The 12,595-nt window shown below is 44.1% G+C and carries 12 protein-coding genes; 4 read left to right on the forward strand and 8 right to left on the reverse strand.

Translation table 11 applies throughout. The features are described from left to right. Positions 1-44 precede the first annotated feature (44 nt). From QUB06_RS15770 to QUB06_RS15805, 8 genes are all read right to left on the reverse strand, one after another. Positions 45-635, reverse strand: a complete 591-nt coding sequence (locus QUB06_RS15770) for a Uma2 family endonuclease (protein WP_333436060.1) — start codon at positions 633-635, stop codon at positions 45-47. A 400-nt stretch (positions 636-1,035) separates the two neighbouring features. Continuing rightward, entirely contained in the window at positions 1,036-1,617 is a 582-nt protein-coding gene (locus QUB06_RS15775; protein WP_333436061.1) for a hypothetical protein, read from the reverse strand. A 117-nt stretch (positions 1,618-1,734) separates the two neighbouring features. Beyond that, on the reverse strand, positions 1,735-4,428 hold the full coding sequence (locus QUB06_RS15780) for a helicase-related protein (RefSeq protein ID WP_333436062.1): 2,694 nt from the start codon (positions 4,426-4,428) through the stop codon (positions 1,735-1,737). Between the two features lie 104 nt (positions 4,429-4,532). Beyond that, entirely contained in the window at positions 4,533-5,303 is a 771-nt protein-coding gene (locus QUB06_RS15785; RefSeq protein ID WP_333436063.1) for a Uma2 family endonuclease, read from the reverse strand. Positions 5,304-5,371: 68 nt separating this feature from the next. Next, positions 5,372-5,782 carry a type II toxin-antitoxin system tRNA(fMet)-specific endonuclease VapC gene (gene vapC / locus QUB06_RS15790; protein ID WP_333436064.1) on the reverse strand — a complete coding sequence of 137 codons (411 nt, stop codon included), beginning with the start codon at positions 5,780-5,782 and terminating at the stop codon, positions 5,372-5,374. Next, complete coding sequence (locus tag QUB06_RS15795; RefSeq protein WP_333436065.1) at positions 5,779-6,033, reverse strand: hypothetical protein; 255 nt, start codon at positions 6,031-6,033, stop codon at positions 5,779-5,781. The genes vapC and QUB06_RS15795 overlap by 4 nt, the downstream gene beginning before the upstream one ends. A gap of 13 nt (positions 6,034-6,046) precedes the next feature. Next, the gene (locus QUB06_RS15800) at positions 6,047-7,090 is read right to left on the reverse strand and encodes a DUF6745 domain-containing protein (RefSeq protein WP_333436066.1); all 1,044 of its coding nucleotides are present in this window, start codon (positions 7,088-7,090) and stop codon (positions 6,047-6,049) included. Then, positions 7,059-7,280 carry a hypothetical protein gene (locus QUB06_RS15805; RefSeq protein ID WP_333436067.1) on the reverse strand — a complete coding sequence of 74 codons (222 nt, stop codon included), beginning with the start codon at positions 7,278-7,280 and terminating at the stop codon, positions 7,059-7,061. The genes QUB06_RS15800 and QUB06_RS15805 overlap by 32 nt, the downstream gene beginning before the upstream one ends. 55 nt (positions 7,281-7,335) lie before the next feature. On the opposite strand from QUB06_RS15805, the gene dnaK reads away from it, so the two are divergent. From dnaK to QUB06_RS15825, 4 genes are all read left to right on the forward strand, one after another. Continuing rightward, entirely contained in the window at positions 7,336-9,468 is a 2,133-nt protein-coding gene (gene dnaK, locus QUB06_RS15810; RefSeq protein ID WP_333436068.1) for a molecular chaperone DnaK, read from the forward strand. Positions 9,469-9,650: 182 nt separating this feature from the next. Further along, the gene (locus QUB06_RS15815; protein WP_333436069.1) at positions 9,651-10,001 is read left to right on the forward strand and encodes a four helix bundle protein; all 351 of its coding nucleotides are present in this window, start codon (positions 9,651-9,653) and stop codon (positions 9,999-10,001) included. A 223-nt stretch (positions 10,002-10,224) separates the two neighbouring features. Next, complete coding sequence (locus tag QUB06_RS15820) at positions 10,225-11,421, forward strand: J domain-containing protein (protein ID WP_333436070.1); 1,197 nt, start codon at positions 10,225-10,227, stop codon at positions 11,419-11,421. Between the two features lie 105 nt (positions 11,422-11,526). Then, positions 11,527-12,462, forward strand: a complete 936-nt coding sequence (locus QUB06_RS15825; RefSeq protein ID WP_333436101.1) for an Rpn family recombination-promoting nuclease/putative transposase — start codon at positions 11,527-11,529, stop codon at positions 12,460-12,462. The last annotated feature ends 133 nt before the right edge of the window (positions 12,463-12,595 follow it).

Raw genomic sequence — 12,595 nt, forward strand, 5'->3', positions numbered from 1 at the left:
ATTGATATTTTGACATATTTTTTCAATTTTTTTGACTGATTTAGCTATTGATTTAGCATACCAAGTAAGGAAGAACCTAAAAAACTAAAAATATCTGCAACTCGCACTTGCCAATCGCTCAATACATTGAGAATCGGTAACATATCGCTGTCATACTTGACCTCTGGTAACTGATTCGGTTGAAATACCATGATAGAGCGATCTTGAGGATCGATGAACCAACCTAATTTGGTTTGGTGCTGGATCGAAAAAATAATCTTGTTAATTACACGATTGGGAGACTGTTCTGGTGAAAGAATTTCAATCACCCAATCGGGATGACTTTCAAATCGATTAGCAATTTCTCCATTCTCATCAACAGGGATGCGAGACCATTCAAAAACTGCAATATCTGGCACTAAAGAACGTCCCCCAAATGTGCAGCGTAACTCAGTCAAAGCTAAAGCGAGTTTTCTGGGTTTACCCTGCTGATTAATCGTAGAGGCAAACTCTGTTTGAATCAGACTATGTTTTCCTTGAGGCATCGGTTTCTGATAAACAGAACCGTCGATGTATTCACTCGCCGGTTCTGTTTCTGGTAAATTTAAGAATGCTGCCAGAGAAAGCTTGGATTGAGGCTCAATTGATAGCGTCATACATCTTTACTCTTAAAATAAAGCTATTTTTCATTATACATCCTAACGGCCGCAGTCGATAAATCAGAAACCGGGTTTTTGCGAGAATACTGATTTATAGTCTTTAATTCGATAAAAACCCGGTTTCTTGGGCGCAGTCGATAAATCAGAAACCGGGTTTTTACAAAAATACTGGTTGATAGCCTTTAATCTCGGAAAAAACCCGGTTTCTTGGGTGCGTGTGACAACTTAACGTTAAATCTTGACTCTATTTAGTTTTAGGCGAAATCTCGATCCCCCCTAACCCCCCTTAATAAGGGGGGGACAAGAAATATTCTCAAAGTCCCCCTTATTAAGGGGGATTTAGGGGGATCGGGATATGTGCAATGACCCATGAAATTTATATTAGTCATTGTATATCTTATTTCTCCTGAAACAAGCCTAAAGAACAAATAATCATTGGTTCCCGTTTGTCTCCATCTTCACTAACTATACACAAACGGTCATCCATCCGCAAACCCACGACTAATTCGGCTAATTGTCGATCGCCAATACCGCTTTTTAACTGCCGATTCAACGTGTCAATTGCCGACTGGCGCAGGGGATAGCGATAAATTTCATCAATGGCTTTTGACAAATCATCGGATGCAAATATTGTACCATTCATTTCCTTAAAGTAACTCTTCAAACGTTCGTATGTTCGGAACCGGGCCCCGGAAGGTCGGCCCAATTGTCCGCCCGCAGTTAACTCTTCTTCTGCTATCAACTCTGCACCTTTTGTGACTAATTCGTGATGCTGTTTGTCTCTGGGAATTGCTGGTGTCGATTCGTCACAAGCTGCCATTTTTAAGATGCCGACTTGCGATTGACTAACGCTATTGCCATCGCGATCGACCCAAATTAACGAATCATTTCCCTCGGCGGTTTTCATGTACAATAAAACTCCTTCTGGTTGCAACGGTGCGGGAGTATGATTGCGAGTTGAATAAACTACATTTGGCATTGACTCAATGGTTTTTTTCAAAATTGGGTTGTTGTCAGTGGCATTTTTCCAAATTTGAAAAGCTTCGGATATTAAGTCAACCTCGGCATCTTCTTCGCCATCTAAAATCCCTGATTTTTAATTGTAAATATCGAGAATGACTTGAGGTGCATCGTCCTCAAAAAATGTCTCATCAGTTCCGACAACCTCGGCATTTTCTTGCAAGCGCCGGCGCAGTCTTTCGCGCAGGTTGATAATGCGATCGACTCCTTCGTCTGGCAAAAACGAATAGCACAAAATGCGATCGGCTTGTTGACCGATTCTGTCCACCCTTCCCGCCCGCTGAATCAACCGAATAATTGCCCAAGGTAAGTCATAATTAACGATAATCGCACTGTCTTGCAAGTTGTGACCTTCACTCAGAATATCGGTGGTAATTAAGATTCGCAATTCTTGTTCTGGTGAGATTTTTTCGCGCTTGCCGTTGCTAGTCGGACTAAACCGGAATGTGACTTCTGTGGGGTCTTTTGATTTACCTGTCACCGATGCAACACCGGCAATATTTAAGGCAGTTAAATTATCCGTTAGATAGCGGACTGTATCGGCAAACTGAGTAAAAATTAAGATTTTCTGATGGGGGTGAGTTTCTGTGAGCAATTTCACCAAAGCAGCTAACTTTTCATCTGTTTGAGGATGCCATGCACTGCAAGTTTGCAATACTTCCATTAAACAGCGGGCATCTGCTAGCAAATCCCGTTTTAACTTCTTGGTATCAAAAAAGTCTGATTTTAGCCATTTAAACCTGCGTTTATAGCGCGTTTTATATTCTTGATAAACTACTTCTGCCCGCTGTTTAAAACTCTTTTCGCTTGACAGCAATTGGGCTTCGATATCTAAAACTTCGCCCGCATCATCTTCGATTTCTTCGCTTTCAAAACTGCTAACCACCACTGAATCAGCATCTTCATCGCTGTTGCGGGTATCCAACAAGTCTGCATCCTGAGTGCCGATCGGGATATCGGAGTTTTGGTCGATCGCATATAAATAGATAAAATTCCGCAGGATGTGGCGCTCGATCGACTGAATAAAGGCACTGCCACTGCTTTCTAGGCGTTTAAACAAGTTTGTCCGCGAAAATCCCATTAATCGGCGACCCCCACGAAATAGGGCATTTAACTGGCGCTGTTCTGCTTCAGTCGGCTGTTGTCTGGGTTTTTTGGCGATGTAATTTCCCAGCCCGTAACGCGGCAGATTTAGTGCATTGATGACTTCGACAATTTCCTCAAAGTCAAGCTGGGAGTTAGTTGCGGAACTTTCCGAGGAAAACTTAATGGTTTTTGGAAGGCGATCGGGAAAATAGGATCGCGTGCGATCTACAAATTCTAGATATTTGCGCTTCTTCTCTGCGTCAGTTTCCGCATAATTTTCTTTGATAAACGAGCGAGTGCGCCTCACCATGTAGTGCTTCATCAAATCTCGCCAATCATCAGGATGTTCGCTTTTTTCAAAAGCAGCCAAAGAGCGCACGGAACATTGATGCCGCTTAATAAATTCTAACTCTCCTTGACTGCCTCCGCCCAATTGATTGAGCAAAGCTTCGGGCCGCAGTCCTAAATTTTGGTCTTCAGGAATAAACAGCCGCAACTGAGAAGATAAATCTAAATAGGTTTTGTTGTAGGGAGTTGCTGAAAGCAAAATACATTTACTTTCATTGATGGCAATATATTCTTGAATCGCTCGATATCGCTTGCCTTCGCGGTTTCTGAGGTTGTGACTTTCATCAATTAACACAACTCGATAGCGGCGCAATTCTGGCAATTCTTGCTGTACCAGACTGATGGATAAGACTTTCGCAAGCAGGCGATATTTGTCTGCATACTCTTGCCACATTTTGACTAAGTTTTTGGGACAAATAATCAGGGTTTCCAAGAAACAGTCTTCTTGTAAAATTTTGGCGATCGCAGTTCCGACTAAAGTTTTGCCCAAACCTACAACGTCGCCAATAATCACGCCTCCCCGTTTGGTAATGTGGCGGGCGGCTAGCTTAACAGCTTCTTCTTGAAATTTAAATAAACCCTTAAAATCGCGGGGAATCTGAAACTCAGCAATACCTGCGATCGCCTCGCGGGACAAATGATAGACAATGTTGAGATAGATGTGATAAGGTGGAATTAGTTCGGATCTCGCCCAACTGCGATCGATAATTTCTGCGAGTTCTTTAGAAATATCAACACAGCCATATTCTTCCCAGCGATCGTCAAACCATTTTTGCAACTTATTACAAGCATCTGAATCTAAGATATCAATATTCAATTCCCCTTGTTTCGATAGTCCCGATAAAGTCAGATTGCTGCTGCCCAAAAAACCGACGATCGGAGTGTTGGGATCGTGACGGTGAACGAGATAAAGCTTAGCGTGTAGGTGATAAGCTAGAAATAATTTAACAACAACTTTTCCAGTTTTAATCTGATAGCTCAACCTGCGTAATCCCTGCTCATCAATATCACTGGGAGCCCCTATCGTCAACTGCTGGCGAAATTCCTCAGCCATCCGTTTTTTGAGCCGAATAATGGCATTATTGTCAATCCCGCTGTGATGGGAAATCAGGCTAAAACTAGCATTCAATTCATCGGCTGGCAAACTTTGCATTCCCACCAAAAGGCGGCAGCAGGCTCCTTGATTTCCCACATAAGCTTCGATTAAATCGCCAATTCTCCGCCATCCCCGAAGATTGAAATAGCCAACGCAAAAATCTGCCCGATAGGAGAGTTTAATGGTGTCTCGCAATGCTGGTAGCAGTTGCAGTTCAATGTTGTCAAAAATGCGCGGCACTAGGTGTCCTCTGTTATATTAGTTGTAAATAAAAAAGTTTGTAGTAAGGACTTTAGTCCTTAAAAACTTATAGATGAGGACTAAAGTCCTCACTACAAACCTGCTCACAATTGCGGTTCAATTCCGGCCGATCGCAACTGAGCGCGCAGTTGCTCTAATTGGTCTTCGGCGCGATCGGCTCTTTGCCGCTCTTGTTCTGCTCTTTCAGATCCAGATAACAACAGATTCCCTGCACTATCCCACCAGCGCAACCAAGGTAATTCCACATTTTGATATATACCTTGCCAAATTCCCAATTCCACTCCTAACTGTGCGATCGGATAATGACCGCGCTCATTTGCAGCGACCAATTGATACCTATTTTCGATGAGGTGATAGACTTCAACGCTAGCCTTGGTTACTTCATAAATTCCGTAAAAGGCCGGATGGATGACATTTTCATAAATCCAGAATTTACCCGGCTTAGTTTCCTGTTCACCCGATCGCAATAAAGGCGTTCTGTCCCGTTCTTCTGCCCCATTACCCGATACAAATTCTAACACAATTAACGGTGCTACGAATTCTTGCCACATCACATAAGAACGGCGCAATTGACCGTCAATTGTTGGCGGGACATTAGGCACATAAAACCAGTCCGGTGCTTCCGCACCCCGTTCTAGCGGCTCAGTTAATCGCCAATAAATGCCGCTGTCTTGACCGATGCAATAGTTCCCGTCAGCGTGGATTCTTTGCAAAACGGGAGTAATTGAATCTGTTAACAGAATGCTTTGGGGATGTTCTTGAAAGTTTTTCACAAAAGTGCCGTCGGATTCTGGTAATTGAGTGTGATCCGGCCAGCCTGCGGGATTGTTTTCGACATCAAGGGTGAATTTCATAATTTTATTTTGATTGCAGGCATTGTTGGAGCGAGATTGTGATTGTAGGCGAACTCGATACATCTAACTCATGCCTCTATCTCCCAATCTTCCAGACGCAAACCCTCAACACGGCTGAACTCGCGGGTATTGTGAGTTACAAGAATTAGGTTGTTGGCAAGAGCAATAGAGGCAATCAAAAGGTCATTAGGGCCAATGGGTGTTCCAGATGCAGCTAATTGAGCGCGAATTTGACCGTAAATTAGGGCAGACTGGTCATCAAAGGGCAAGCTTACAAACTCATTGAAAAAACGTTCTAGTCTAGCTAGATTGCTATCTTGACGAGAACTTTTAAAAGCACCCCAGTAAAGTTCTGCTTTAACTACAGAGCATATTGCTACATCACCTGACCGCATCATTGCTAGTCGGCGAGATACCGATGAGTTGCGGTCGGGATTTAACAAACGGATGCAAGTATTGGTGTCTAAAAGATAAATCACAGCAATTCTTCCCGGATTTCATATTCCAACTGCTCAGGACGAACAAGCGGTTCTCCCTCCCAGCTTCCTATTACTGTCTCAAAAAAACCGGGCGGCCAGCCTAAATCTTCCGGTGTTTTAGCCTCAGTTGCAGTTGCTATAGGCTGGAAAATTACAATAACTTCCAAATCTGTATCTTTGATACCACCGGGGATTTGCAAATGCAACATCCCGTCGGAACCAACCCGCGATCGTACTTTAATACTTTGCATAACTCTTGCCTCCTTAAGTTTGTACTGAAAATTCTTCGTAATCGACTCCCCAATTCACCCATTTAATTGCTTCTCTGGCTGAGTTGATATCGGGTGGCACTCGTAAAGCGTGAATAAATTCGGTGCTGGGACAAGTCATCTTTAACAGATAAATCGGCTCTACGTCAACGTTTGTATCAATTTTTAATAAAGTGTATTCTTGCCAAGTATCTAATTCAACGGCTGCTAATTCGCGGGCTATGCGATCGTAACCAATTCCTTGAATTAGCACTCGCTTGAGTTCGGCGTTTTCTTCTGATAACAGCCATTTGGGTTGCCACTCGTTGGGGTAGATTTTTCCGTATTTTTCGGGTAAGGTGACGCCGTGATAGGAATAGAGGCTGTATCCGTCAGCAAATTGAATGGCGGGCGATCCTTCGGCGTGGAGGCGGTGTTGGCTGTCGAAGGAGAGGATGCGGGGGCGATCGCAAACAATGCAAACTTTTTTATATGGAAAAATCCAGCCGCAGTGGGTTGTAAAAAATAGCAGTTTTTGCCAGTTTATACTATTAGGATTATTGCACTTTAATTCGGCAAAAAAGAAGTCACAAACTGCCATATATCTTGCCATTTTTATAGGGTCGATATATTTGTGTTTATATTCACTGTCTAAATAATAATTAATTGGAGCCAATATTTTTTCTACGTTACTAAAAATATCATAGGGAATATTACTACTATTACTACCTAATTTCCTCAAAAGCTGGGCAAATAACTGCAATGAAATCTGTTTTGGGACGAGGCAGTCCACATAATTGTGCCGTTGTTCGCAAAATTGCTGATAAAGGTTGACTCCGAATTCTTCGGAGAGCTGATTAATTGATTGGTCCCCACTAATAACAAGATGGGCACCTTCGTAGAGGCTATTGCAAAAAATAATTTCCGGTTTTTTTTCTTCAATTATGCGGTAAGCTTCTTTAACTGCTTCTGCCGCTTTTTCGCGATCGATCGGCTCAGTGGAATACATGATTGGCATCCACTTCTCCTCATAAACTAGCATTAAATCTTCTCCGGTCATTCAGGCTACCTCTATGTTGACGATCGGTATAACTTTTGCTCTCCATTCTAATCAATTTACTCCTCGGTTGCTGCGCCAAACCGTAGGGAAAAAAGGGCGATCGTACCCAACCAAACCCAGCCGCTAGCCCCAAGTGAGGCAATCCCCCTGCAGCCCCCGCTTCTCGACGCGGTACAATAAGTGCAATCATACTTAACGCTTATATTGAAAAAGTTACACACAACGCCACAGGAGACAACTGACGCATGGGTAAAGTAGTTGGCATTGACCTCGGAACAACAAACTCAGTAGTAGCCGTCATGGAAGGCGGCAAACCGGTTGTGATTGCCAATGCAGAAGGGATGCGGACAACTCCCTCAGTAGTCGCTTTCACAAAGGAAGGAGAACGCCTTGTGGGACAGATGGCCAGACGCCAGACTGTTCTCAACCCGCAAAACACCTTTTACGCCGTCAAGCGGTACATCGGACGCAAATATACCGAACTGACTCCAGAATCAAAGCGCGTCCCTTACACAACTCGCCGCGACGAAAACGGGAACATCAAAATCAAGTGTCCCCGCCTGAAAAAAGATTTTGCCCCAGAGGAAATTTCGGCGATGGTGTTGCGGAAACTGGCCGATGAAGCCAGCCGCTATCTGGGACAAGAGGTAACGGGGGCTGTAATTACTGTTCCCGCTTATTTCAATGACTCGCAGCGACAGGCGACGCGCGATGCGGGACGAATTGCCGGACTTGAGGTCAAACGGATTTTAAATGAGCCGACAGCGGCTTCTTTGGCTTACGGTTTGGAGAGGCGAGAAAGTCAAACTATTTTAGTGTTTGATTTGGGCGGCGGTACTTTTGATGTGTCGATTTTAGACGTAGGAGACGGAGTATTTGAAGTTAAAGCAACTAGCGGCGACACTCAATTAGGTGGCAATGATTTTGACTCTAAAATTGTTGACTGGTTGGCAGATCAATTCTTAGAAAAAGAAGGAATTGATTTGCGTCGCAACCGCCAAGCTTTGCAGCGCTTGATCGAAGCAGCCGAAAAAGCCAAGATTGAGCTGTCGGGAGTCGGTGTCACGGAGATTAATTTGCCGTTTATCGATGCGAACGAAGATGGGCCTTTGCATCTGGAAACGCGGCTGACTCGCGGTCAATTTGAGGGGCTGTGCACAGATTTGGTGCAGCGGTTGCGGCGGCCAGTCAAACAAGCTTTGGCTGATGCAAGTTTGAGTCCTTCTCGCATTGATGAAGTTGTGTTGGTCGGCGGTTCGACTCGCATTCCTTTGGTGCAGGAAGTTGTTCGCAGTTTGATCGATCGGGAGCCGAATCAAAATGTGAATCCCGATGAAGTTGTGGCGGTGGGTGCGGCAATTCAAGCGGGTATTTTGGGTGGGGATGTCCGCGATGTGCTGCTGTTGGATGTGACGCCGCTGTCGCTGGGTTTGGAAACTATCGGCGGGGTGATGAAAAAATTGATTCCTCGCAATACTACTATTCCCGTCAGGCGATCGGACATTTTTTCGACTGCTGAAAATAACCAAACTGTGGTAGAAATTCACGTGATCCAAGGGGAACGGGAATTAGGCAGAGATAATAAGTCTTTGGGACGGTTTAAACTAACGGGAATTCCGCCGGCGCCGCGAGGGATTCCGCAGGTGCAAGTAGCTTTTGATATTGACGCTAACGGGATGCTGTTGGTGACTGCTTTGGACAAAACTACCGGCAGGGAACAAAGCATTACTGTGCAAGGTGCTTCGACGCTGACTCAGCAGGAAGTGAATCAAATGATTCGCGATGCGGAACAGTTTGCTCAAGCTGATAAGTTGCAGCGGGAAAAGGTGGAAAAACGCAATCGCGCTGAAGCTTTAGCTTATCAAGCCGAGCGGCAGTTGCGGGAAGTTGCGCTCGATCGCGGAATGCAGTTTGCTCAAAGAAGTCGCCAGCGAATTGAAACTTTAATTCGGGAATTGCGAGACAGTTTGGAACGCAATGATGAACGAGGAGTTGACCAAGTTGGTTCGGATTTGCAGGATGCTCTTTACGATTTGAGCCGGGAAGTTTCAGCGTTTGCGATGGATGACGATGATGACGATTTCTTTGAGTCTGTGAAGCGGACTTTTACGGGTGACAGTAGCAAGCGGCGCAGCGATGACAGCAGCTATTATACCAATCCTAAGCCGTACAGGCGATCGACTGTCGATCCAATTCCCGATCGCCCCTATGATCGCGCCGGCGATCGCATGGGCGATCGAATGGGCGATCGAATGGGCGATCGTATGGGCGATCGCATGGGCGATCGTATGGGCGATCGTAGAAGCAGTGCTAATCGCCCCACTCGCCCTTATCAAAATCAAAGCGACGATTGGGATGATGACGACGATTGGCTCTAATTGAAGGAAGAAGGAAGAAGGAAGAGGGAAGAAGGAAGAAGGAAAATAGCGGATTTTCAGCAGAGAATGTGTGACGGCTCTTTTCCTAATTCTTCTGGGCTTTTTTCTTTCTTCTCTCCTACACTAGACTTCTTTGAATTAGATAAAGATTACTATGATAAGTAAGGAGAAAATTATGTTGTATGACCCATAGAGAACAATACATCTGGCAGCGGGGTATTTATCTTTGTCAAGTTTGCTACGAATTAACTAAATCTTTTCATTCGTCTGAACTTTATGGTATTACCAGTCAAATTCGCCGTGCATCTGTATCAGTACCAGCTAACATTGCGGAGGGATATGGGCGTGTTACTAGACAAGAGTATATTCGATATTTGCGAATAGCTCTCGGTTCGCTCAGAGAACTGGATACTCATCTAGTGATTTCTGAAAGAGTAGGGTTAGCAGCGCCCGAAAAAATCTCACCAGTTATCAAAGAAGCAGATGAACTCACACGATTAATTGTCAGTACAATCAACAAACTAGAAGGATAAAACATCATCCCTCATCCTTCTTCCTTCTTCCTTTATCCCTCATCCCTCATCCTTCTTCCTTCTTCCTTTATCCCTCATCCCTCATCCTTCTTCCTTCTTCCTCCTTCCTTCTTCCCTCATCCCTCATCCTTCTTCCTTCTTCCTCCTTCCTTCTTCCTTCTTCCTCCTTCCTTCTTCCTTCTTCCTCCTTCCTTCTTCCTTCTTCCTTCTTCCTTCTCCAACTATGCAGAATTTTCGCAATTACTATCTAATTTTGGGAGTGCCCAAAGATGCCACGGCTGATGAGATTAAGAAAGCCTATCGACGGCTAGCCAGACAGTTGCACCCTGATGTAAATCCGGGGGACAAATCTGCTGAAGATAGGTTTAAGGATATTAATGAAGCTTATGATATTCTTTCCGATCTAGACAAGCGCGCTCAATACGATCAGTTTAGTAAATTCTGGAAACAAAAAGGATTTCAAGGAAAGCAAGGGGTGCGACTTCCCAATTTTAAAACTTGGGGAAACAGTAAAACTACCCGCAAAAAACCGGCCGAAGATGTCGATTTTAGTGATTACTCGGATTTTAATAAATTTCTCGACCAAGTGCTCGGAAGGCGGCGGGAAGTGAGGATGGCGACAGCGAATGATGCAGCGGGAGTAGCCTCCTCTGAACCGTGGAGTACGGCTTCTAAGAAAACGAGTTATGTTGCTAATTCTCGCCCACCTAGAAGGGATTTGGACGATCGCGAAATGCGACGAGAAACAGACGATCGCGAAATGCGACGAGAAACAGACGATCGCGAGATGCGACGAGAAACAGTCGATCGGGAAATGCGACGGGAGATAGTCGATCGCGAAATCAGAAGGGATATAGCCGATCGCGAAATGCGACGGGAAATGAGAGAAACAGTCGATCGCGAACCCAGAAGAGATATTGAGGCGAGGCTAACTCTGCCTTTGGAAAGGGCTTATTCGGGTGGTACCGAGCGAATTCGTTTGGAAGATGGGCGAGCGATCGAGGTGAATCTGCCTCCTGCTATGGTATCAGGCCAGCGGATTCGCTTGCGAAATCAAGGTATTGGCGGGGGAGATTTATATTTGAAAATCACGGTTTCTCCCCATTCATTTTTTCGATTGGAAATGTCGGATGTTTGCTGCGAATTGCCACTGACTCCCAGCGAAGCGGTGTTAGGCGGAGATATTGAAGTACCGACGCTGGACGGCTTGGTAAAGATGAAATTGCCACCGGGAGTAACGTCTGGAAAGCGGTTGCGGCTGGCTAATAAGGGCTATCCGACAGGAAATGGCGATCGGGGCGATCAATTGGTAGAAATTCAGGTGTTAATTCCCAAAGAAATTAGTGACGAAGAAAGAGAATTGTACCAGAAGTTGCGAGAGGTTGAGACTTTTAAACCACGCCAGGATTTGTCTGTATAATAGAGTTGATGTCAATGGTTAATTGCCAATTAACTCGTTATTAGGCTCTGCCTGGTAACCAGTTAATTACCAATTACCAATTACCCATTACCCATTACCTATATGATGACATTCATCAATCCTAAAACAGATTTTGCCTTCAAAAAAATTTTTGGTTCTGAAAATAGCAAAGACATTCTAATTAGTTTTTTGAATGCTTTGCTGTATGACGGTCAGCCCACCATCCAAAGTTTAAAAATCTTCCCTCCTTATGCAGCACCGAGAATTCGAGGTCTTAAGGAGACTTACTTAGATATTAAAGCTCAGTTAGATGATGACACAACAGTAATTATCGAGATGCAGGTTTTGAACGTAGAGGCATTTGAAAAGCGGATTTTGTACAATGCAGCTAAAGCTTATTCTACGCAATTAGAAACAGCAGATAAATATGTGCTGCTGAATCCAGTAATTGCCTTGACTATCACTGATTTTGAGATGTTTGAGGATTTTACCAAAGTAATTTCCCGGTTTGTCCTTAAGGAAAAAGACTTTTTGGTTGATTATCCGGTTCACGATATTGAATTAGTGTTTGTTGAATTGCCCAAATTCAAAAGAGAGCTGAATGAGTTAGAAACTTTGACCGATAAGTGGATTTATTTCTTAAAAACGGCTAGCAATTTAGAAATAGTCCCCGAAACAATGGAAAGCGTGCCGGAAATTCAGAAAGCATTTACAATAGCCAATCGAAGTGCTCTGAGTCGCGAGGAGCTAGCAGAATTGGAAAACGAGGAAATTTATATCCAAGATCGGCGTGGGGCAATATCTAAAGCAGTCAAACAAGGAAGAGAACAAGGAAGACAAGAAGGAATCAAAGCAGGACAATTAGCACTAATTATTCGTTTATTGGAACGCCGTATAGGTGCTGTAGATGCCGAAGTTGACAGTCAAATTCAACAATTGTCGATCGACCAATTGGAAAATCTAGCAGATGCCTTGTTAAATTTTAACGACATATCAGATTTAACAGCTTGGCTGCAAACACAAGATGTACCCGCAGAATAGCCGTTAGCGGAGCCCTCGAAGAGGATCGCACTTTCAGCAATCCTGAATCGCATAAGTAAAATTACTGTTGTGATTATTCCTGAACTAGCAGAGAATTAACAATAAGGTAATTTTCCCACAATCAGGAGCAGTC

Source organism: Microcoleus sp. D2_18a_D3 (assembly GCF_036702455.1).
In the GTDB taxonomy this organism is placed as follows: Bacteria; Cyanobacteriota; Cyanobacteriia; order Cyanobacteriales; family Microcoleaceae; genus Microcoleus.

Bases quoted from the DNA above. Each gene is read 5' to 3' on its own strand.
- QUB06_RS15825 (WP_333436101.1), top strand. From the start codon at position 11,527: ATGACATTCATCAATCCTAAAACAGATTTTGCCTTCAAAAAAATTTTT.
- QUB06_RS15800 (WP_333436066.1), bottom strand. From the start codon at position 7,090: ATGACCGGAGAAGATTTAATGCTAGTTTATGAGGAGAAGTGGATGCCA.
- QUB06_RS15820 (WP_333436070.1), top strand. From the start codon at position 10,225: ATGCAGAATTTTCGCAATTACTATCTAATTTTGGGAGTGCCCAAAGAT.
- QUB06_RS15775 (WP_333436061.1), bottom strand. From the start codon at position 1,617: ATGCCAAATGTAGTTTATTCAACTCGCAATCATACTCCCGCACCGTTG.
- QUB06_RS15795 (WP_333436065.1), bottom strand. From the start codon at position 6,033: ATGCAAAGTATTAAAGTACGATCGCGGGTTGGTTCCGACGGGATGTTG.
- QUB06_RS15805 (WP_333436067.1), bottom strand. From the start codon at position 7,280: ATGATTGCACTTATTGTACCGCGTCGAGAAGCGGGGGCTGCAGGGGGA.
- QUB06_RS15770 (WP_333436060.1), bottom strand. From the start codon at position 635: ATGACGCTATCAATTGAGCCTCAATCCAAGCTTTCTCTGGCAGCATTC.
- dnaK (WP_333436068.1), top strand. From the start codon at position 7,336: ATGGGTAAAGTAGTTGGCATTGACCTCGGAACAACAAACTCAGTAGTA.
- QUB06_RS15815 (WP_333436069.1), top strand. From the start codon at position 9,651: ATGACCCATAGAGAACAATACATCTGGCAGCGGGGTATTTATCTTTGT.
- QUB06_RS15785 (WP_333436063.1), bottom strand. From the start codon at position 5,303: ATGAAATTCACCCTTGATGTCGAAAACAATCCCGCAGGCTGGCCGGAT.